Genomic DNA, 21,787 nt, shown 5'->3' with positions numbered 1-21,787 from the left:
CCGCCCATCGAAGGCGAGCTCGGGCTCATCCGCCACCCGGTGGACACTGACGACCTCCACCTCATGCCGCCCCGCCAGCGCACGCGACAGATTCGCCGTCGCCCGGATCGTCCCCCCTATGCCATACGCATTGTTGATCAAAAACGCAATCTTCACTCTTCTTCTCTCTTCGCACCCGCCTGGTCGAGGAGGTGCGCGGTCAGCCTTGCGTGGCAGGGTCAGCGCCGCGCAGGAGGGGTCTCGACGGAGGTTCTCCGCTGCCGGCTGCGCCTGTGCGGTGGCGCAGGCCGACGGGTCAGGCTCCGGGCCCCGTCCCGGTGGGGGCGGGACCCGGGTGCAGCGGTGGTGTCTAGCGGATGACGGTGCCGAAGGCGGCGCCCGCTGCGGGCAGGCCGTTCCTGCCCGGTTCGTACGTGGTCACGGTGTCGTCGGCGGCGTCGGTGATGTTGCGCCAGGGCACGGTGTGCGCGGAGCCGTACGGCGCCGGTCCGCTGGGCAGGCCCGCATACAGGTGCGTTCCGGCGGCGTGGATGCTGGAGCCCAGCTTCTGTCCGGCTCCGGAGGTCCCGGGCATGCCCACCGTGCCCGGCTCGACCACGACGTCGCTGTCGCCGGGGGCACCGAGCAGGGAGAAGACCTCGATGGAGCCGGCGTCGGCTGTGGTGCCGATGTCCTCCCCGGGGATCCCGACGGCCATGAGCATGTTCTTCCCGGTGGCCACGGCGCCCGGTGCGGTGCTGACAGCGGAGACCTGCGCGCCGAACCGGTCACCGGCCTCGACGACGCCCGTCACGCCGGGTTTGCCCTGATGGATATCGGAGAGCTGGGTCATGGCGCCGTCGGCCGGGATGTGTACGGTGACGACCCGTCCGGCGTCGTCGGCGTCGGAGAGGCCCTCGCCGGGCGAGCCGATCGCCAGGATGGTGTCGGTGGGCAGGGCAGAGGAGCCCGCCGTGGGCCGGTACGGGGTCATGGAGATCGAGGAGGCGAACAGGTCTCCCGTCTCGGCGCCGCCGTTGATCTCGGGCGCGGTACTGTTCTGGTCGATGCCGGCCAGCGGAGTCGGGCGTCCGTCGCTGTTCAGCGTGTGGCGGAAGACTGTGACGGCTCCGGAGTCGGCCCTGCTGCCGATGGCCTCGTTCGGGGCGCCGATGGCCAGGTGCTCGGGCGAACCGGCCGCGCTGGCGCCCCAGCGGTCGCCCTTCTCCGACGCTCCGGGCACACCCGGACTCGCCTGGTGGACGGAGACATTGGTCTTGCCGCGCAGATAATAGGCGTTGCCGCAGTCGACGACGCCGCTGATGTCCTCGCCCGGCACACCGATGAGCAGGTACGGCTCGCCCTGGGTGGTGGTCCCTGCCGCCAGCGCCCCGCCCATACGGTCGCCTGCCTCGGAGAGTGCGGCTCCGATGGCGCCCTTCCCCTTGCCCTGTTCCAGGGCCTGGGTGGGAGTCTCCTTGCCCAGACCGCTTGCGGAGCCGTAGACGATCTGCGCCAGTCCGGCGTCGGCTTCCTTGCCGATGTCCTCTCGGGGCGTTCCGACGACAAGGTCGGTGTAGCCGTCGAGGTTGTAGTCGACCGTGGCCAGGGCGTCGCCGAACTGGTCGCCGGTTTCCGGGATTCCGCTCACGCCGGGGTAGTCCTGGGAGATCTCGGCCGTGCCCTTGCCGCCGCCGTAGGCGATGCGCACCAGCCCCGCTCTGGCTTCCGTCCCGACGGTTGCGCGCGGGTCCGCGACGGCGATGTCACGTACACCGTCGCCGTTGAAGTCGGTGAAGGGTGCGCGCTCCGTTGCGGCGTCCACCCAGGGCTTCAGGTCGTCCACGCGGACGCTGACCGCGTCGGTGCTGGTCTGCTCGGGATCGCTGCCGAAGCAGCCGCCCTGGTACGAGCGGCTGCTGATCCCTGCGAGCTTCGCCCCGCCGCTGGTCTCCCGGAACAGCGGGCCTCCGGTGTCGCCCTTGCACAGGGCGACGCCGTCCTTGCCGCTGACCGGTAGGTCGTTGGCCTCGGGGGTGCCCGTGGTGAAGGTTCCGGAGTGCAGGGAGAGGGGGGACCAGTCCTCCTTGGTGCGTCCGTAGCCGGTGGCGGTGAGTTCCTCCTCGGCGCTCGGGGCGCCGGTTTCCAGGGGGATCGGGGCCGCCCTGGTCACCGGGGTGTCCAGGCGGGCGAGGACCAGGTCGCGGTCGTCGCGCGGGACGAGTTCGACGACCTGGCGCACCTGCCCGGCCGTGGACGTCAGGTCGATACGGCCGACGGTTGCCGTGGTCTTCCATGCCGGAGCCCCCGCCGGTACGTCCAGGCTCTGGGCGGGGTCGTCCGCGAAGCAGCTCGCGGCGGTCAGCAACCACTGTTCGTCGACGAGCGCGGCCGAGCAGGCGCGCTTCCCGTCGCCGATGTCCAGGCGGGCGGTGAACCCGTGGGCTTCGTTCTTGTCGACAGGTCCGGTGAGTGCCTGTGCGGATGTCAGGGGTGTGAGTGCCGGTACGGTCAGGGCACAAGCTGCCAGGGTCACCAGCGCGCGCAGTCTGCCCTTGGTATGGGCGTGCATGACAGAACCTCAGGATGTAGGTCACGGGCCTTGGGGACGCCCGCGGCGGCGGTCGGGGCGGACTACTTGGTGGTGCGGATCTCGACGAGCATGTGTGCTCGACCGTCCGGGTCGGTGGACTCCCCGACCGGTGTCCACTCGTTCCTGCCGACCTCGAACTTCTTCTTCTCGCCCTCCACCGTCATCTCCAGGTCGGTCTCGTAGTCGTTGCCCTTGACCGTGTAGACCGCCGGGATCTCCATGGTCAGATACCCGGATTCGCCGATGGTGCGGAAGCAGACCTTCCCCTCGCCCTTGCGGCTCCACACCTCCAGCAGGCCGTCCGCACTGCCGCATTCGGCCAGCGTGATGTGCCCGTCTCCGCGTTTGAGGACGATCCCGCGCTCGGCCTCGATCTCGTCGGCCCGCGGATAGGCGAAGTCCTCGACGGCGAAGGAGGGTCCGTCCTCGGCGACGGGCTCGGCCGTGGCCCCTGCGCTGGTGGTGCTGCTCGCGGCCAGAACACCGGCTGCGAGAGCGGCGATCGCGCACCCGGGCAGTACGAGTCTGAGTAAGCGCTTCATGTCACATCCCTGATCGAGGGCGAATGTCACGTGAGCGAGGGCGTGATGCAGGCGTGTACAGGCTGTGCATCTTGCGTGCCCTGTGTGTAACGGTATTGTGCGTGGGCATTGAAACATCACGAGTCGGGTTTGGCCACAGCCGCATCTCAGCCACCAGAGCACTTCCGGACACCACAGGCCGCCCGGCACATGGTCACCGCTGGTCACACTCATCGCCGGCGACAGCAGGGCCTCCAGCGGCCCTTCCGGCGCTCGCGGAACCTGCCGTACAGTCAACTGGCTCCGTGCAGCGCCGTTTGGCGGAGGTGTGCGCACACAGCACATCCCGGACGCCTGTCAGGTCAGCAACAGCCGACCTGCCCTTCGGAGACACGCGAGGACACCATCACCATGATTCAGACGACGTTCTGGAGCCGACGGCGCTTTCTCGGTTCCTTAGCCGTGGCCACCGCGGCAGCCGCCTGCCCCCTGGCCTTCGCGCCGCTGGCGCGTGCCGACGACGGGGACGACGAGGACGGCGATCCGCTGGAGTTGCCGGACACCGAGCGGGCCAAGGCGGTCCAGGCGTGGATGACCGGCGGCAAGGCCGTGCGGGCGGCCGCCGCCGACGCACTCGTCGGCACCGACGCCGCCGTCGGGACCTTCCTCAGCGAGCAGCTCCCCAAGGCGACGGCGCAGGACAACCGCGTCACCGTCGTCAGCTACCTCCCCCAGGCAGGCAAGGGCCTGCGCCGCGAGGCCACGGCCGCCCTCGACGGCGGCGACGGCGAGATCGCCGCCTTCCTCAAGGACGGCTTCAAGCCCGCCATCATGGAAGACCTGCGGGTCGCCACGGCCACCGTGATGCACCACGGGGACAAGGGAGTCAAGCGGGAGGGCTCGGCCGCCTTGGACGCCGACACCCAAGAAGCGCTGGAGAAGTTCCTCGCCGAGGGCCAGTACACCGCCCGCGTGGAGGACATGCGGGTGGAGATCAGCAAGATGCTGGTCGGCGCCGGACCGGAGGTGAAGAAGTACGCGGGCCGCGCTCTCGACGGTTCCGCGAAGGACGTGGAGTGGTTCCTGGAGACCGGGCAGCACATCGCCCGCGCCCGGGACCAGGAGTCCGCCACGATCGAGGAACTCGTCGCGGTCGTCGAGCGGGAGGGCAAGCGCGCGAGCGCCCAGACGGACCTGGCCGTCGACGCCTCCCAGCGGGCCAAGACCGCCGCCGAGAAGGCCAAGCTCGCCGCCCAGAAGGCCGCGGCGGAGGCGGAGGCGGCCAAGAAGGACGTCACCAAGTCCGCTGCCGCCGCCCGCAAGGCCGCCGACGCGGCCAAGGGCGCCGCCGACGCCGCGCGAACCGCCATCAAAGCGTCGCACTCCGCCGTGGCCGCCTCCCGGCGCGCCGCCGTCGCCGCGACCGCCGCCGCACAGGCCGCCGCGGTCGCCGGCCGGGCCGCGTCCCGCGCCTACAACTCCGCGATCGCCGCATCCAGGGACGCCTCGCACGCCAAGGCGGCCAAGAACGCGGCCGTCGCGGCACGCAACGGTGCGGCCAGGGCACGCACGGCTGCCAGGGCCGCCGACTACGCCGCGACCGCGTGCACCCAGGCCGTCAGCGCTGGTTCCGCCGCCGCCTCGGCCGCACGCAACGCCGCCGCTGCCGCGACCGCGTCCGCCCAGGCCGCCGTGGCCGCCGGAGCGGCCCGCAAGCAGGCGGCGGAGGCCAAGCGCCAGGCCGCCATCGCCAACACCGCAGCCAACCGGGCCACCAACGCGGCCTCGACCGCACAAGCGCTCGCCAACACGGCGGCGTCCGCCGCGCGCACCGCACGCAACGCCGCGAACTCCGCCGCGGCCCACGCCGACAAGGCCGCCGACGCGGCGGACGAGGCGGTCAAGCACGCCGGAGAGGCCAAGGACTACGCGAAGAAGTCCACCGCCCACGCGGCCGAGGCGGTCAAGGCCGCGGACACCGCCACCAAGGCGGTCAGTGACGCCCTCAAGGTCGAGCAGGAGGCGCGGGACGCGGAGATGGCCCGCCTGGAGGAGGACAAGCTGCAGGGCGTCGACGAGGCCCAGCAGCTGGCCCGGTTCGAAGCCGAGGAGGAGGCCAGGACCGAGAACAAGCGCACCCAGGCCCAGCAGACCGAGCAGGCCCTCAAGGACCTGATCGACCAGGCCGAGAAGGCGCTCGCCGACAAGGAGCTCGCGAAGGCCACCGCGCTGGGCCGCAAGGCCGCCGTCGGCCTGCTGACGGCGAAAGGCTCGTGGACGCGGGAGGCCGCCCAGTTCGCACTGTCCGGCACGGACGCCGACATCCACGCCTGGGTCGACACCGACCGGCTCATCGCGCAGCGGCAGGACGACCGGGAGACCGTCCTCCACCTCGCCGAGGTGTCCGAGCCCGACATCGGCAAGGCGGCGCAGAAGGCTCTGGAGAGCGACGATCCGGACGCGGTCCGGGAGTTCCTCACCACGGGCATCATCGAAGCCTCCGCGACGATGAACCGGGTCAGTATCGCCCGTATCCTCGCCGGCGATCCCGGCAAGGGCGTCAAAGCGGCAGCCAACGCCGCGCTCGACGCCGACACCGCACAGGCCCTGCAGGACTTCTTCGACGACACCTACCCGAAGGCCGTACGCGAGGACGACGGCGTCGCCACCGCCACGATCCTCCACAACGGCGGCCCGTACAGCAAGGCGTATGCCGAGGTCGCTCTGGAGGGCCCCTCCTGGATGCGCCGGAACTTCGTCGACGTCGCCCAGCACAAGGCCGCCCAGCTCGACTTCGACTCCGCCACCCACACCGCCGCGATCCGCGCCGCCATCGCGGCAGCAGCCAAGATCGCCCACAAGGCGCAGGAGGACGCGGCGAAGGCGTCGAAGGCGGCGGCCGAGGCCCGCAAGGCCGCGGACGAAGCGGCGAAGTGGGCGGACAGGGCCTGGTCCTCGGCAAGCCGAGCCGCCGACTACGCCACCCAGGCCCGCGAGAACGCCGACAAGGCGGAGAAGTCGGCCGCCGAGGCCAAGAAGTCCGCAGCCAGGGCGAAGAACGCCGCCACAACCGCGCGCGCCGCGGCCCGGGTGGCGAACTACTCGGCGAACAAGGCCATCGACTCGGCCCGCAGCGCCCTGAACTCCTCCTACCGGGCCCGGGCTTCAGCCGCCGGCGCACGCCAGTCCGCGATCGAGGCGGGCCGGGACGCGAGAACAGCGGCGGCAGCCGCGAGTGAAGCCCGCAGCATCGCCATCCGAAAGCGCCAGGCCGAGATAGCGGAAGCGGTACGCAAGGCAGTCGCATGGGCCATCGAGAGCCGGGAAAACGGAAACCACCCAGCGGACAGCGGCGTACACGACAAAGTCAACCCCGGCGGGAGCAGTGGGGGCGGTGGCAACGGTGACGGCGGAGGGGGCAAAGACTGGTGGAACCCCGGTGGGTGGGCCAACTTCTCCAATATCTTCAGCATAGCCACCGGCTTCATCAGCGCGGGACTTGGGCTCGCTTCTGTTTGGCAAAAAGCTCCCTGGTGGGTTAAGGCGCTTACTCCTGGCTTCGGATACTCCTCCCTCGCGACGGGAGCACTGAGCTCTGTCTTCACGATGCTTGACAGCAACTCCACCGCCAGCAACTTCATCTCCTCATGGGCCAGCGCCTATCTGGGCTTCTACACGTTCGGAGTGTCGAATCGCCTGGATAAAGTGCCAGGTCTCGGGCGCGTGAAGAGAGGGGTGACGAAATTCGGCAACGATCTCGTGTCCCCCATCACCGGAACACTTTCGTCAATATTCTGAAAGGGCAACCGCTCATCTGATCGACAGGGGCTGACCCACACCGTCAGCCCCTGCACCATTTTCAGGAATGAGGCAATCCCCGTGCTAGCAGACACTCCAGCGGTGTGGTTGTGGCTGGTGGCCGCAGCAGCCACCATAATCAACTGCACCGCCATGACACTCTGGGTGCCGGACCGAGTGTTCCGAATGGTGTGGCCCCCCATCATCATCGCTTGCGGTGTCGGCATGGTGGTAGTTGGCAGAATGAATGATCACTCTCTGGTCACGATGGTATTCGTGTACGCATTCGCTATCGTTGGGCTATCAGTTGGCATGTTCCCCTGGCGCAAAAAAATCAAGCAATCGACCCTTGACCAAAAAAGGGGTGTAGACAAGGATTATGGGCCCGCGCACGGGTTTGCAACTTTCTGCGTTGCTTGCGTATTGATAGGCGTGTTTGCTGCATACGTACTGACGGTGCCATAACCCACATGAGCCGTCGCGGACGAGGACAAATCGGGTAACACCCCCGATCCCATGGACCTACTGACATTGAGTGCGTTTTGCTATCTCGGTGGAGTGGGCAGCCGTAATTCTCCCTGGTGGCGAAGGCCCTGACCTCCGTCCTTTACGGGAGCTGGCATCCGCTTCACCAGCCCCTGCAGCATTTTCCGAAATGAGGCAACCCTCGTGCTCGCAGATACTCCAGCGGTGTGGTTGTGGCTGATGGCCGCTGCAGCCACCGCAATCAACTGCACCGCCATGGCGATCTGGGTTCCGGACCGACACTCCCGAACCATCTGGCCCCCCATCATCATCGCCTGCGGAATCGGGATGATAGCGGTTGGCAGGATGAACGGCCATTCTCTGGCCACCACGGTTGTCGGATACTCATTCGGTATCGTCGGATTGACGATCGGAATGTTCCCGGCACGCAAAAAAATGAAGCAGTCGACCCTCGACCAAAAAAGAGGGATAAATCGAGACTACGGGTCGCCGAAATGGTATGTAGCTTTTTGCCTCACTTGCTTCATCGCCTCCATTTCTGCCGCATACTTACTCACGACATGAAGTCAGCCGCAACAGCGAATTTGTGGATCGACCAGCGGACACTAGGATTCCACATGTTCGGTATTTCGGCAAAGAATTCCCCGAAACGAAACACTACTGTGCTCGCAGATGCTCCTGCAGTGTGGCTGTGGCTGATGGCCGCAGCAGCTACCACAATCAACTGCACCGCCATGGCGATCTGGGTTCCGGACCGACACTCCCGAACCATCTGGCCTCCTATCATCATCGCCTGCGGCATCGGTATGCTACTGAACTTGAATTCGTGATGTCGGTCAGCCATCCATGATCAGGTCTGTGCCGGCCAGGCACCCGTCGACCAGGTCCGGGCGGTACTGGATCTGCTTGAGCCTGCGCTTGACGGTGCGAGTGATGTCGCTGAGGTCGGCTGCGGCGAGGTTGCCGATGTCTCGCTTGACCAGCGCCCAGACGCCTTCCTGCGGGTTCAAGTCCGGTGCGTAACTGGGAAGTTGGATGACAGTGAGCCAGTCGGCCCGGGCGGCGATGAACTCGCGCATCGGTTCGACCAGGTGCATGCGCAGGTTGTCCCACACGAGCACGATCGGGCCGCCGAGCTGGATGTGCGCCCTGACCAGCAGATCGCGCAGGTCGCGCCAGCCGATGCCCTTCGACTCGCCCTTGCGGCGGCCCCGGTACTCGCGCACCGAGTAGAACATCCGGGACCTCTCCCCCGGCTCGCAGCAGGTCAGCCCGGCCATGGACACCCGGCCCGAGCCCCGGCCACGGACCCGGACCACCGGAGTGCAGCCCTTGCGTCCCCAGCTTCCAGCTCGCGGCGGCGTCATCGACTGTCCGGCTTCGTCCTCGAAGACGATCCAGCCGCCACACGCCGCCGCGGTGCTCTTACCCGCGGCCACGTCTCCTTCTTCCACACCTCGACCGCCTGATCGTCGCGCTCGACCGCCCGGCGGGCAGGCTGCTGCCAGGACCAGCCATGCCGCTTCAGCAGCAGCCACGTGCCCTCCACCGTGTAGCTCACGTGGAACAGGCGACCGATCAACGTCTTGACCCGTGCGAGTGTCCACCGCTGATCGGCCCAGCCGTGGACGAGAGGCCCGCGTTCCAGCTCCCGTTCCAGCCTCGCGATCTGCGTCTCGCTGAGCCTCGGTCGCCCCGGCGATCCCTTCGACAGGACCCCCGCTTCGCCGCGCTCGCGCCACTGGCGGCGCCACCGCTCCACGGACCGCTCGCTGACCCGCAGCGCGGCAGCGATCTCCCTGTTCTTCTGCCCGCCCTCGAAGCGGGCCACGGCCTGCAGCCGGACCCGCTCCCTCGCGGCCCTCCCGGCGTCGGTCAACCCGCCGCCCTGCGCGTATCTCACGGTCCAGGGCTACCGGAGCGGACCGGTCGCCGTCAGGCGAACAGCTCCGACATCACCCAATCAAGTTCAGTAGTGCTGCCGTTACGTATGCCGCTGTGTGTACTGACCCCGGAGACGATGTGGACAGAACACGGCCACGACCCCGACCGGTACGTGCAGATCGGGTCGCTGACGAAACCCCTCACCGGGACGCTGCTGTCGGAGATGGTCCGCTCGGGCCGCGTCGGGTGGGACGACCCCGTCGAGAAGTGGCTGAGCACGCCGCCCGGCACCGGCATCACCCTGCGGCACCTGGCGCTGCACACGTCCGGCCTGCCGCGGCTGCCTCCGGGGACACGCGCGGTCAGGCCCAATCCGTACGAGTCGTTCGACGCTGAGACCATGCGCCGGGCCGTCCTCGACCGGCTCCCTTCCCTCGTGGACAACCCGCCTGGCGCCAGGGAGGAGTACTCCAACCTCGGGTACGCGGTGCTTGGTGCCGCTCTGGAAGCGGCGGGCCAGGGGACGTACGAGGAACTACTGGGCGTGTATGTCCTGCAGCCCCTCGGGGTGAGCACAGGCCACGTCATCGCCCGGCCTCCGTCCGGAGACGCCATTCTTCCGCCGCGTGGAGTGTGGGGGCGCAGCCGTACCGCGTGGACGATGACCGGTCCCATCCTGCCCGCAGGTGGCCTGTGGGCAACTCTGCGCGCGACAGCCGATGTGGTGACCGGTCTGCTGGTACGCCGCACGCTGGGTGCCCCTGCGCCCTCGTGGACCCGCTCGGGGCCGGGGTACTGGCACAACGGGGCTACGGGCGGCTACTCCGTGTTCGCGGCGGCACGGGACGATGGCCGGTGGGTGGTCGCCCACCGTGTCGGAGGACGCGCCGACACGGTCGACAAGATCGGCCTGCGAGCGCTGGCCAGTCAACCTCTGCCCGATGCCCCGGATGAGGGGCCAGCGGCGCGCCCTGACGTTCAAGGATCTCCGGCTTCCCGGCCTCACGGCAGTGGAGACCGATGACGCCCTTGCTGGAGCTCATCTCGCGGATGTCATCAGCGTGTTGCCGGAAGGGTGGGAAACCCTGTGGAGACTTCCCGCGCAACCGATGATTGACGCCGCGATCACGGGTACCGGCCCCAACGGTCTGACCGTCGCTGTGGCCCTGGCGCGAGCCGGGCTCAAGGTCTCACTGTACGAGCAGGCCATGACGCAGCGCCGCTCGTACTGCCGGACAGCTCGGGGCGGACGGAATGCGGCGGACCGCCTGACCGCAACGCCCTTCCATCGACGTCATCATGCAGGAGAACGCGGCCGCCGCAGGTCGGCACATCCCTGACCCGTACGTGCCGGTCGTCGATGCGGCCGTGACTGACCCGTCACGGGCCGTCGGCTGCAACACCCCGTTGGGCACACACCCACGTGCCCAACGGGGACACGCCCGGAAGCCGGGCTCGGTTACGTCGTCGCCGTGCCGGAATCGCAACACGTCACGTCTCTTGCCGGGGGCTGGCGTGTCGACCAGCTCATCCCCGACGCGCCTGACGGCCCCTGGCAACGGCTCTCCTGCGGCGACCGTGCCAAGGGCCCACCCGTCTACGACTGGGCGGCCGTCCCCTTCTTCGAGAGGGGCGGGCCCTCGCACCGGGGGCGGGGGCGTCGCGGCCTCACTCCGTCTCGTAGAGCGTGCCGCTGGACTCCAGCCGGCGGATCTCCGCGTAGTCGCGGTCCAGCTCCTCCGGGGCGGCGGCGTTCAGCGAGACCAGTCCGGGGCTGGTGTAGGAGTTGACCGTCGGGACTACCTGGTCTCCCGGGTTCAGATTCATGGTAACGCTGTGGAAACCGGGCAGGCCACGCAGCAGGTCCAGCCGGTAGCGGCGCAGCCGTGCGCTGGTTGAGGAGATCATGAAGACCGTGGACGAGTAGCTCCGCAGCTTCCTGGGCGCGGACTCGAACCGGGCCAGGAACGAGGCCGGGGTCAGGCCCTGCTCAGCGGTGAGCAGCACCTGGTTGGTCCCCGTTGCCAGTGTCGTCAGCGACATGTCCAGGGCCCCGACGAACCGCGCGGCCGCCTCGACCAGCACGGGGCCCGAGGGGGTCAGCTTGATCTCGGTGTGCGAGGGGCCGTAGTGGATGCGCAGGGCCGTGAGGACCTCGCGGGCGTAGGAGGTGAGAACGGCGTACGCCGGGTCGTCGGGCGGCAGCAGGGCAGCCAGGTCGTAGAGGGCGGACTGGCCGCTGCGGCGCTTGCGGTAGAGCCAGACATCGCTGATGTAGTGCAGGCCCTCGTGGCTGACCGCGTTGACGCAGTACTCGTCGCCGTCCACATATGGCTGGACGAGGATATCGTCGATCGGGTCCCCGAAGAGGTCCCGCGATCCGTGCAGGGCGGCGTGGGTACGCGCGATGTCGTCCGGCCCCTGGCAGATGTGGAATCCGAATGTCCCCATGCTGGCGAGGGGTTTGAGCACCAGCGTCCACTGCCCGCGGGCCGCAGCCCACTCGGTGATCTCCTCCAGATCGCCGGACCTGAGGTGCTCGATGGTGGCCAGCCCGGCAGCGGCGACGGTCTCGGCCATGACGGACTTGTCGCGGCGGGCGGTACTGCAGGCGGTGCCGTTGCCGGGCAGGCCGAGACGTTCGGTGAGCCGGTCGGTGAGCGGGACGCCGGACTCGGACCCGGCCACCACGCACGCCACCTCCCGTCCCTCGCGCAGCAGCAGCCGCAGCAGCTGCTCGAAGTCGCCCTCGTAGATGAGGCATTCGACGTAGTCGTGGGGTCTGAAGCTCGCGGTGAGCACCGGCGGCGGGGTGGGGGTGCTCTGGACATGGAGCGTGTCGTACCCGTATCCGGCGAACGCCTGAGGCAGCGCGTTGGCGGTCGAGTACCCGTCGACCACGACGCACAGGGACTGACGGACTCTCATCTGTCCTCCATGATGAGCATGTTGAGCCGTGTGCGCAGTACGAGCAGCACGACACCGATCAGGATGGTGGCTCCTCCGGCCCAGCCGAACGTCTGCGCATAGGCATCCGCCGAGGACAGGGGGCCACCGGACGCGGCGCCGTCGCTGACCGTGGCACGGGACAGCAGGCCGGCGAGGATGCCTGCCAGGGCGAAGGCCGTGTACCAGGCCCCCATCATGAGTCCCGCCATGCCGGGCGGCGACACCTTCACGACCATCGCCATCCCGATGGGCGCGAGCATCAGCTCTCCGAAGGCCATGAGGAAGTACAGCAGCAGCACCCAGACGGGTTGGGTGTGTCCCGACCCGTCCGGGAACCGGGCGATGGCCAGCGAGAGGATGAGGAACCCGGACCCCATCAGCCCGGCGCCCACGGCGAACTTCGCGGGCACGGACGGGTTGCGGCCCCGCTCGCCCAGCCGGAGCCAGAGGGCGGAGAGCAGCGGGCCGAGCACGATGATGAACAGCGGGTTCGCCGCGCGGAAGGCGACGGTGGGGATCTCGATGCCCGCGATGTCCCGGCGCACGTTCTCCTCGGTGAAGATGGTCAGCGACGTGGCGGCCTGTTGGTCGAGCACGACGTACACCATGGCGAACCCCATGAGGGCCATTCCGGCCAGCACCCGGCTGCGCTGCGCGGCGGGCAGCCGCAGGCCGCGCCACAGGATGTAGCCGAACAGTACGGCCGCAGCCAGGCCCACCGCCGTGTACGCGACGAACTCGAAGCGTACGAGGACCGAGGCGAAGACGACGACGAGCAGACCGGCGCCGACGCCCGCGCAGGCGACGCGTCGGCCGCCCGCGCCCGGGAGCGGCCGCATGTCCGCCTGGTGGGCGGGAAGCCGCGTCAGGAGGAAGCCGCCCAGCGCCACGAACGCCGCCGCGAGGAGAAAGCACGGCCGGTAGCCGAACTCGATGATCACCCACCCCATGACGAGCGGCGGGACCAGCCCTCCGGCATTGATCGCGACGAACAGCAGGGACATCGCGCTGTCGCGCTGACCGTCCGTCTCGTGCGCGGCCGCAAGGCTGCCCACCAGGCGCGGCATGTTGGGCAGGAAGAGCCCCCCGCCCGCGATGATCAGCCCCAGGGCCACCGGCAGGGCGCCACGGGGCAACAGCGCCATGACGAGGTAGCCGGAGCAGAGCGTGCCGCAGCCCAGCAACACGGCCGCCCGGGGCGTGAGCCACCGGTCGGCGACCGGGCCGCCGAGCGCCGGAGTCAGGAACAGCAGCGCGGAGAAGCTCGCGAACTGCGCGTACGCCACGGACTCCCGGAAGTCCAGGGCCTGGGTCATGTAGAGAACGATGATTCCCTGCATGGTGTAGAAGGCGAAGCGCTCACAGACCTGTACGGCGAGCAGCCAGCGCATGCTCCGCCCCACAGCGTGGCGCCCGCCGGGCCGCTCGCCGGACTGCGGGCGCTTCCGGGCCGCCCGCCGTCCGACCGCGACGGCATCGGGTTTCCCCGCCGGATCCGGTACCGGTACCGGGACCGGATCCGGTTCCGGGACCGGTCCCGGATCCGGGGGATGCTGGGGTTCGCCGTCTGCTTCAGCGGCGCACAAGGAACTCTTCCTCCGCCGCGGTGACGGTGGCGAGAAGCTTCTCGTGGCCACTGGCGGCGATGATGTCCCGGAGCCAGGCAAAGGTCTCCCGCACGGGTATCCGCGCGACGTAGAACCGTTTGATGATCATCGCCATCACGTCCCGGTAGTTCACCTCGTCGACGACCCCGCTCAGCGCGAGGAACGCCTCCCGCTCCCCTCGCCGCGGCTCCCTGCGGCGAACGATATGGGACTCGGGGATGGCCTGCTCGGTCTCGGCGGGGACCGGCCAACGCAGGCAGTCCTGCAGCTCACCGGCCTCGAAATCGAGAATCAGATGGATCCGGGGGGAGCCTGAGAACGACGCGGCGCTGTGCGTCTGGGAGGCGTCCAGGAACCAGACCTCCCCGAGCCGCATCTGGTAGACGGTGTCCTCCTGTGAGCTGAAGCAGTTCTCGTCGGTTTGCAGCGGGACATGGATGCGCACGAACGAGGAATCCAGTTCCAGATAGTCCCGGTGCGGCACCAGCACGCTGCCCGGCCCGAGAATGATGAACTTGCCGAACTTGAGGCGCTCGATGACGAAGCGCTCGCGGACCAGCCCGGACACATACGGCAGATGCTGCTCGTACTCGGTGGGCACGCCGCCGCCCGCGAAGGTCTCCAGAACGGAGTCGCGCAGATCCCCGGTGCGGTTCCACAGTGTGCAGTGACGCCAGGTGCCGATGGCGAACTCGTCGTAGGTCTCGTTGTGGCGGAAGAGCTCCGCCTGTCGCAGATCTTCCGCGAGCAGCGCGGTGTCCAGTTCCAGTTGGGTGATGCGATGCGTCCGCGGCATGATCGCGTCACACCTCCAGTCGTCGCTTGAGCTCGGCGAAGAACGGAATATGCTGATAGTCCTTGGCCGATTCGTCGTAGTCGGTGTAGCGGTTGGTGAACGCGATCAGCATTTTGCGGACTCGTTCGACCGGCTCGGTGTGGATGTGCCGCTCGATATCCTGGACCTCGCCCAGGAAGGCCGCGAGCGCTGCGTCAAGACCGGGCAGCAGGTGGATGCGGTCCGCGCGCAGTTCGATACCGCCCTGCTCGACGAGATAGTTGAACAGGAGCTGTGAGGCCACGGCATCGTAGTTGGGCCGGGGAATTCCCTCGACCGCGTACCGGAGCAGACGCTCGGAGAGAATGTACTCGTACGCGAGGCGCGCATCGGCCTGTGGCAGTTCGGTGTCGTTGAGACACGCCAGCATCCCCGAGATGTCGACGCGCAGTTCCTCCAAGCCCGCCAGGGGCTTGTACCGTTTAGCGGGAAGAAATTCGGGGATCGGCATGTCGCCCTGCCGGTGGTGGTACTCGTGCAGCCGCACCCACCAGGACGAGGCACGCTCCACGTCGACGTCCGTGGTGCCGCGCAGCAGCGGGAAGCTGCCCTCCGCCATCGCCGCTTCGATGAGCCTGCGGGTGAGCTTGTTGTGCCGCCGCACGAATTTGTTGATGAAGTAGAAGATCAGGTCGTCGCTCATCTGGCTGCCGTCGATGTGGTTCTCAGGGAAGAGCGCCACGACCACGCGCGAGCCGAACCCGCTGGACCTCTCGACGATGTTGACCGGCATGGTGTTGCTCGGATACCGGTCGGCCAGCGTCTCGTCGGTGGGAAGGGCCCGGTAGCTCAGCAGGTCCAGGGAGAGCTTGGGGAAGTAGGAGGCGTTGAAGAGGGAGAAGATCTGCGCATCCCGCGCGGTGTTGATATGCCGCTTGGTGCGGGTGAGCTGCGGCTGCTCGGGGAAGTTCCGGAGATCCTCGATGAACGCCTCGGCAATGGGCAGGCGGCGCAGATGTGTCGTACCGGCCACGGAGTCCGCGAGTTCCCTCAGGAAAGCCGGGTCCCGGAAGGACTCCCGCGGGCCGAGCCGGGCACGTAACTGCTCCACTTCCGCCAAGGCGTCGGTGAGCGGCTGGAGTGGCATGGCAGTACCTCCTCGCGCGCTGGTGCGCGCGCAGCGGTGGGGGCTGCGAAGTGATGACGGGCGGTGGGCGGCCGTCCGAGCCCCGTCCAGGGGGCCGCGGAGCCGCCGTCGCCGCGGGTACGGCACCGGGGTGGGCTCAGGCCCCCGCGGTGAGGGTGTCGGCGAAGGAGTCGAGGGCACGCCGCCAGTGCGCGGCATAGGGCGCGGTCAGGCGCAGGAACTCCGCCTGCTCCTCCTGGGTGACGGCGACGCCGGTCATACCGGCCTCGCTGTCGCTGACCGACTGGGCATGGCCGGTCTCGGCCCTGATGTGCGCGTCGATCCAGGCGAGATCGGCAGTGTGCGGATAGAGCTTCGCACCGTCCACGTACACCTTGGAGTAGATCCTGCGGAACGCCACCGCGATATCCAGCGCGATGGACTCGACGACGCGCAGTTGTACGGCAGCGCCCAGCGGGCTGTCACTCAGGGCGTGCATCTCCTTCAGCAGGCCCTGGACAGCGGTGGGAAGCGCTGCGGGCGAGACGCGCGGGGACCGGCCCAGGCGAGTGGCGAGCGGGATGACAATGGAATCCTCCCACCATAGGTAGTGAACTCCATCGGCGCCGGAGGGCGCGACAGCGCTGAATTCCCGGGCGTAGTTGTCCAGATCATCCCCGATGACCCGATAGGCGGTCTGCAGAACCGCGAGAGTGTCCCGCTGCGGGGTGTCGGCGCGGGAGAATCCCCTCGCCATGACTCCGATGCTGGAGATGGTGGAGAACATGAACTCCTTGGTCATCTCGCGCCATTGGAGTGCGATATCGAGAGCGGCTCCGTGCGGGACGTCTTCCACGAGCCGAGCCTGTGCGAAGAACCGGTTTTCCGGTCGACGCAGTTGAGCCTCTAAAATGACAGACTCCACCCGCTGTTCCAGCGGGGAGTCTGCTGTCGTGATGCTCACGGTTCCCCCATCATGTAGCATCAGAAAGCCTAGCTGCGGCGATAACCGATCGGTCCGACGCAGGAAAGTGTCACGTGCCCGATCATCTGGCCTGATCCAGGTTCAGACCATTGAAGTCGAGCCTACTGTAGAGACCTCTGCGGACGTTGGCCAGAAGCCGGTCCGGCTGGGCTCGACATCGCGCCAGTCGGCCGCCCGCACGGGACCCCGGCCCCTTCCGCACCGCTGTGGCGCAGGTCAGCGGATGATCCCGGCGCATGTGCACACTGCATTCCGGGCCCGGATCGCAGCAGCGCGGCATTCCGGATTCAGTAACTAACCGGTGACATGGGGATATCAATCCTGAGTGACTAGTACCGGTCACGTGCCGGGCGGTTGTGCCCGGCACAACACCGGCACCACACGGACTGGCTGGCGCCCCGCACCAGATGTTGGCCAGATCACGCCTCTCGCGCCGCCTCCAGGGAGCCTGCGGGTAGCGCCTTGGCGGGAGACGGCGACCACGGCGGCGTCGCGGGGGAGCCGCGGACGGCGGCCGTCAGGAGCAGGGCGGTGGCCGTGGCACCGTCGTCGAACGCGGTCGGGCGACCTCGGCTGTTAGCCCGTCTACCAGGAGCTTCATTGCGTGCGCAGCCCAACCGGCGATTTCACCAGCCGAGTCGGCCGTCGACATCATCGTTTCGGGGCCTGTATAGGCTGGTCCACGAGGTACGGGCCCGCTACGGCGGGCTGCGCTCCGAGCAGTTCCAGGCCCGGATGCTGGCCGACGGCCAGGAACCGGACATCACGGAGGTCGAGCAGTTCTGCGAGCGGGCTCGCGAGCTGTTCCGAGCGCTCACCGACACCAGCGGCGAGCGCCACAGCTGATCACCAGCGCCGCGCGGAAGCGGCTGTCGGCTGTCGGCTGTCGGCTACCGGCCGGGGCGCAGGAGGGCGCCGGTGAGGACTGTGCGGATGTGGTCCGGGTCGGCTTCGTGGCCGTCGAGGAGGATGGCCGCGCACAGGCCGTCGCACAGTGCGACGAATGCTTCGACGGCGTCAGGGTCGCCGGTCTGCGTCCGGGCGAGTTCCGCGACGCTCTCGCGCCAGCGGCGCGCCGCGGGTCGCAGGGCGGGTCGGCGAGCCGCCAGGGTGGAGAGTTCACGTTCGGCGAGTGCGCGTTCGCGGCCGGGGCCCGCTGATTCGGCGACGAGTCGGGCGAGCCCGTCGACCGGGTCGTCCGCGGTGTCGACGAGTTGGCGGATGCGCTGCGTGTAGGCGTCCGTGACGCTCGTCAGGGCTGCCACCAGCAGGTCGTCCAGGGTGGCGAAGTAGTAGAGGGTCAGGCTGGTGGTGATGCCGGCCTCTTTGGCGACGGTCCGGTGGGTCACGCCGGCGGCGCCGTCGCGGTGGACGATGGTGAGTGTCGCCTCGATGATCTGGGCTCGGCGGCGTTGACCGCGCAGTTTGCGGCCATCGACAGTGTCGTGTTCAACCACCGTGGTCCCTCCGCCGATCATCGCCGCTGCCGTGAGTCGAGGCTATCGGCTCCGGCTCACGGTTGGCGGTGCCGATCGGGGGGATGTGGCGCAGCGCCCCGAAGCAGACGGTCGACGCGACGGCCACGGCGGCGCCGGCGGCGATCGCGGCGGTGTTGAGTCCGCTGGTGAACGCGTCCTGCGCGTCGCGGAGGGCCTCTCCGGGCAGTCGGTCCGCCACGGGCACGGCACCGGAAGGGCTGTCGCCGTACGGCTCGGCCACGGATCGGGGCATCCCGGGCGGGGTCTCGACCGCGCTCCGGTAGATCGCCGTCGTGAGGCTTCCCAGCAGCGCCACCCCGGCCGCGATCCCCAGCTCCTGCACGGTCTCCGACAGCGCCGCTGCCGACCCGGACCGCTGGGACGGTGCCGCGCTCACGACGATGTCGGTGCCGAGTGCGGCGATGACGCCCAGGCCGAGGTAGAGGAACGCGAAGCCGACGACCACACGCGGCGTGCTGTCCGTCCCGGCGACGGCGAGGAGCGCGTATCCGATCAGCGACAGCGCCAGGGTGCCGGCCATGACGAGGCCCGGCGGGAGACGCCCGGCGATCAGGGGGGCTCCGATCCCGCCGATCAGCATGGCCAGGGCCGGTGGCCCCATCCACAGCCCGGCCGCAAGCGGCGAGAGGCCCTCGACGAGCTGCAGATACTGCGTGACCAGGTACATCACCCCGCCGAAGCCGACCAGGCCGACCAGCAGGACGGCCAGGGCGGCGGAGAAGGCCCGGCTGGCGAAGAGCCTGATGTCCAGCAGCGGCTCCGGCAGGCGCAGTTGGCGACGGACGAAGGCGAGCGCCGAGCCGCCGCCGAGCAGGACGGCGGCCAGGGCCTGGGCGTCGACGCCGTGTGCGGCGACGTGCTTGATCGCATAGATGGCCGGAAGCAGGGCCGCCAGCGACAGCGCGACGCTCCGCAGGTCGGGCGGTGGGGCGTCGCTCCGGTACTCCGGCAGCAGCGCCGGCGCCGCGACCAGCACCGTCACGCTGACGGGTACCGCGATCAGGAAGGCCGCACCCCACCAGAAGTGGGCGACCAGGACTCCGCCCACGACCGGCCCCGCCGCCATTCCCAGCGCGAACATCGTGGCCCACACGCCGATCGCCGACGCTCGCTGCCGGGCGTCGGTGAACATGTTGCTGATCAGGGACAGGGTGGAGGGCATCAGGGTCGCTCCGGCCACGCCGAGAAGTGCCCGTGCCGCGATCAGCCACGGCGCGCTGGGGGCGAACGCCGCAAGGACCGAGGCCGCGCCGAACGCGGCCGTGCCGATCATCAGCAGGCGCCGGCGTCCGATCCGGTCGCCCAGCGTTCCCATCGTGATCAGGAACCCCGCGATGAGGAATCCGTAGGCATCCATGATCCACAACGTCTCCGTGGCGGTTGGCCGCAGATCCGCCGCCAGGCTCGGGACGACGAGATAGAGCGCCGTGACATCGAGTCCCAGCAGCGCGGTCGGCAACGCCAGCACCGCGAGCCCCGCCCACTGCCGCCACCCAGCACGCGACGACGGTCCTGCGTCCATCCCGCCCCTCCGCTCTAGTTGAACGTACGTACTACTTGTACCATCGTTCAATATGAAACGGGAAGGGGTTCGCCGACGGCGACAGGTTCGGGCTCACCCTGGGCAGACAACCAACCGTTGACCCTGGCTGTCGTGACCGTTGTTTGATTCCGGCACGCCCTGATCGATGTGATGTCTCCGGTCAACCACCCGACGGGTGCCGCTCAACGGCTCCGGCCCCGAGCAGCCCACCGTGAGGAACCCTGATGCCCGGTCAAGACCGCCTCTACGTCCGCACCCCTGAGTTCGCGCGGACAGCCGCCCGCATCGAGTACGTGACCACGCTCACGTCACGGCTCAACGTGCTGCCCTTCGACGACAAGGCCACACGCGCGGCCCTGCTGTCCGACATCGTCGGCAAGCCGGTCCCCGGCTCCGTCACCGTCTACCCGCCCTTCTACACCGACCACGGACTCGGTCTCGACTTCGGCGAGCACGTCTTCGTCAACCAGGGCTGCACCTTCCTGGACCAGGGCGGCATCCGCCTGGGCGACGGTGTTCTGATCGGCCCGAAGACCAGCCTCATCTCCTCCGACCACCCCCTCCCCGCCTCCGAGCGGAGCGAGTTCATCACGCGGGCGCCCATCACGATCGAAGCCGGCGCGTGGCTCGGCGCGGCGGTCACGGTTCTCCCCGGTGTCACGATCGGACGCGGTGCCGTGGTCGGCGCTGGAGCCGTCGTCACAAAGGACGTTCCCCCCGACACCCTGGTGACCGGGCCCGCCGCGTTCGAACGCAGACGGTGGAACGACTGAGCCAGGGCCCGGCCGTCGCGCACAGCCGGCGCAGCACTCAGCAGTTGCCGGAAGGGGCAGCCAGCGCGTCGACCAGGTGCCGGGCGCGCGTCTCCTCTCCCAGGAGGGCGTCGACCACAGGGCCCGTGCCCGGATCGGCCGGCGGCTCCCCGCCGGAACGGGAGTCAGGGCCGGGGTCCGGAGCCCTCGTCGGGTCCGGGCCCTTGGACTCGTCGACGTACTGCTCGACAGGCCGGGCATCGGACGTCATCAGGCCAGGACCGTCACCGGTGGTCAGGGCGCTGTGAACCGAGGCGTAGTCGATGCCCAGGCGGACCAGCCGCTCGCCGCCCGCGTACCGGGAGCCGAGGCCGGAGGCGCTCTCCCCCGCCAGGTGCGGGTACTGGAGCGCGACCTCGTGGGTGGCCAGGACCGCGAGCAGTACGTGCTCGGTGCCCACCGCGTCGCTGCCGAGACGGCGCGCCTGCTCGTACGTCTCCATTCTGACCCACCAGGCGGGCCGCGCCGCCCAGTTGACCCCGCTGAGCTTGAGCAGCCACCGCACCCAGAACGGCGTACGGCGGTAGTGGCTGTGGCCGAGGAGGACGTCGCGGGTGGGGTGCAGCAGCGGGTCGAGGCCGTCCTCGCGGCTCGCGGTGCCGCCGTCGAGGCGGGCGAGCACGGCCTGCGGTGCGATGCCGCACGTGCCCAGCGCCTCCACAGCGCGGTTGTCCCCCTCCAGCAGTCCGCGCAGCAGGTGCTCGGCGCCGAACTTCCCGGCGTCCTCTCGCCGGGCCTGTGCCATCGCGGCGGTCAGTGCCCTGGCCGCGGCCCCCGTGTAGCGGGTGTGCTGCTCGCCCTCCTCCCCCAGGATGTCCTTCTCGGTGACGGTTCCCCCGGCGTCGTCGTCGGCGCTCCATGCGTCGTCCCGGCCCATCCGGTCCCGCAGCACCGCCAGCAGCACGACCTTGGTCGCCCCTTCAGCCGCGAGTGCTTCGCGTGCCTCCCCCTTGGCCGTGGTGATGCCGGCCAGCAGATGCTCGCTGCCGATGGGCCCCCTGGCGCCCGACCGCGCGCCGCGCGCGGCCCCCAGGACTCCCACGATGTTCCAGTCGGGCGACGTGGTCGCTTCCATGCGGCCTGCCTCTTCTCGATGGTCCTGCGCGGCAGCCTCCCTGAGCAGAGCGGAGACCGCATCGCTCCGTGGAAGGATCTCTTCCTGCACCCTGAGGCGCAGCAGCGACAGGGTGCAGCCGACCTGTCCAAGGCGGCGGGGCGGCGGGGCGGCCG

17 protein-coding genes and 1 pseudogene are annotated in these 21,787 nt (G+C 69.0%); 5 read left to right on the top strand and 13 right to left on the bottom strand.

Annotated features, from left to right (window positions below; translation table 11 throughout):
* From G5C65_RS39135 to G5C65_RS10475, 3 genes are all read right to left on the bottom strand, one after another.
* Nucleotides 1-156: glycosyltransferase family 4 protein (locus G5C65_RS39135; protein WP_165298471.1), on the bottom strand; the 156-nt coding region annotated here is incomplete at its 3' end.
* Nucleotides 157-349: 193 nt separating this feature from the next.
* On the bottom strand, nt 350-2,551 hold the full coding sequence (locus tag G5C65_RS10480; protein WP_165298470.1) for a trypsin-like serine protease: 2,202 nt from the start codon (nt 2,549-2,551) through the stop codon (nt 350-352).
* 62 nt (nt 2,552-2,613) lie between these two features.
* Nucleotides 2,614-3,114, bottom strand: a complete 501-nt coding sequence (locus tag G5C65_RS10475; protein WP_241265702.1) for a hypothetical protein — start codon at nt 3,112-3,114, stop codon at nt 2,614-2,616.
* A gap of 390 nt (nt 3,115-3,504) precedes the next feature.
* Between G5C65_RS10475 and G5C65_RS10470 the strand changes: the two genes are divergently transcribed.
* Together G5C65_RS10470 and G5C65_RS10465 are read left to right on the top strand one after the other, a co-directional pair.
* Entirely contained in the window at nt 3,505-6,891 is a 3,387-nt protein-coding gene (locus tag G5C65_RS10470; protein ID WP_206441515.1) for an ALF repeat-containing protein, read from the top strand.
* 669 nt (nt 6,892-7,560) lie between these two features.
* Complete coding sequence (locus tag G5C65_RS10465; protein WP_165298469.1) at nt 7,561-7,941, top strand: hypothetical protein; 381 nt, start codon at nt 7,561-7,563, stop codon at nt 7,939-7,941.
* Here G5C65_RS10465 and G5C65_RS10460 read toward each other — a convergent pair.
* Complete coding sequence (locus G5C65_RS10460) at nt 7,931-8,179, bottom strand: hypothetical protein (RefSeq protein WP_165298468.1); 249 nt, start codon at nt 8,177-8,179, stop codon at nt 7,931-7,933. The two genes, G5C65_RS10465 and G5C65_RS10460, sit on opposite strands and share 11 nt — an antisense overlap.
* A 34-nt stretch (nt 8,180-8,213) precedes the next feature.
* A protein-coding gene (locus G5C65_RS40710) for an IS630 family transposase (RefSeq protein WP_420903299.1) occupies nt 8,214-9,280 on the bottom strand; the annotation gives its coding sequence in 2 pieces (ribosomal slippage) (nt 8,214-8,833 and nt 8,833-9,280; 1,068 coding nt in all).
* A 117-nt stretch (nt 9,281-9,397) separates the two neighbouring features.
* Between G5C65_RS40710 and G5C65_RS10445 the strand changes: the two genes are divergently transcribed.
* Both G5C65_RS10445 and G5C65_RS40705 read left to right on the top strand, forming a co-directional pair.
* Nucleotides 9,398-10,285 carry a serine hydrolase domain-containing protein gene (locus G5C65_RS10445; protein ID WP_241265701.1) on the top strand — a complete coding sequence of 296 codons (888 nt, stop codon included), beginning with the start codon at nt 9,398-9,400 and terminating at the stop codon, nt 10,283-10,285.
* Between the two features lie 421 nt (nt 10,286-10,706).
* Nucleotides 10,707-10,907 (top strand): annotated as a pseudogene (locus G5C65_RS40705) (IS701 family transposase); the annotation flags it as partial.
* Between the two features lie 22 nt (nt 10,908-10,929).
* On the opposite strand, the gene G5C65_RS10440 reads toward G5C65_RS40705, so the two are convergent.
* The 7 genes from G5C65_RS10440 to G5C65_RS10410 form a co-directional block, all read right to left on the bottom strand.
* A complete protein-coding gene (locus G5C65_RS10440) occupies nt 10,930-12,189 on the bottom strand; it encodes an ATP-grasp domain-containing protein (protein ID WP_165298464.1) in 1,260 nt (419 codons plus the stop codon).
* Nucleotides 12,186-13,601, bottom strand: a complete 1,416-nt coding sequence (locus G5C65_RS10435) for a peptide MFS transporter (RefSeq protein ID WP_165298463.1) — start codon at nt 13,599-13,601, stop codon at nt 12,186-12,188. The genes G5C65_RS10440 and G5C65_RS10435 overlap by 4 nt, the downstream gene beginning before the upstream one ends.
* Nucleotides 13,602-13,782: 181 nt before the next feature.
* Nucleotides 13,783-14,613 (bottom strand): aspartyl/asparaginyl beta-hydroxylase domain-containing protein, encoded by an 831-nt coding sequence (locus tag G5C65_RS10430; RefSeq protein ID WP_165298462.1) that lies wholly within the window; start codon nt 14,611-14,613, stop codon nt 13,783-13,785.
* 7 nt (nt 14,614-14,620) lie between these two features.
* Nucleotides 14,621-15,739 (bottom strand): DUF6421 family protein, encoded by a 1,119-nt coding sequence (locus G5C65_RS10425; RefSeq protein WP_165298461.1) that lies wholly within the window; start codon nt 15,737-15,739, stop codon nt 14,621-14,623.
* Between the two features lie 136 nt (nt 15,740-15,875).
* Nucleotides 15,876-16,682: a DUF6202 family protein gene (locus tag G5C65_RS10420; protein ID WP_165298460.1), complete on the bottom strand. Its 807-nt coding sequence runs from the start codon at nt 16,680-16,682 to the stop codon at nt 15,876-15,878.
* 911 nt (nt 16,683-17,593) lie between these two features.
* Nucleotides 17,594-18,160, bottom strand: a complete 567-nt coding sequence (locus G5C65_RS10415) for a TetR/AcrR family transcriptional regulator (protein WP_338146304.1) — start codon at nt 18,158-18,160, stop codon at nt 17,594-17,596.
* On the bottom strand, nt 18,153-19,724 hold the full coding sequence (locus G5C65_RS10410; protein ID WP_165298458.1) for an MFS transporter: 1,572 nt from the start codon (nt 19,722-19,724) through the stop codon (nt 18,153-18,155). The genes G5C65_RS10415 and G5C65_RS10410 overlap by 8 nt, the downstream gene beginning before the upstream one ends.
* 245 nt (nt 19,725-19,969) lie before the next feature.
* Here G5C65_RS10410 and G5C65_RS10405 point away from each other — a divergent pair, with 245 nt between their 5' ends.
* On the top strand, nt 19,970-20,518 hold the full coding sequence (locus tag G5C65_RS10405) for a DapH/DapD/GlmU-related protein (protein WP_165298457.1): 549 nt from the start codon (nt 19,970-19,972) through the stop codon (nt 20,516-20,518).
* Nucleotides 20,519-20,555: 37 nt separating this feature from the next.
* Here G5C65_RS10405 and G5C65_RS10400 read toward each other — a convergent pair whose 3' ends face one another.
* Complete coding sequence (locus G5C65_RS10400; RefSeq protein ID WP_165298456.1) at nt 20,556-21,632, bottom strand: Clp protease N-terminal domain-containing protein; 1,077 nt, start codon at nt 21,630-21,632, stop codon at nt 20,556-20,558.
* Nucleotides 21,633-21,787: the final 155 nt, after the last annotated feature.

This window comes from Streptomyces boncukensis (assembly GCF_011045075.1).
Lineage (GTDB): Bacteria > Actinomycetota > Actinomycetes > Streptomycetales > Streptomycetaceae > Streptomyces > Streptomyces boncukensis.
Note: the sequence above shows the minus strand (reverse complement) of the source record. Positions and strands in the feature narration are given on the sequence as shown.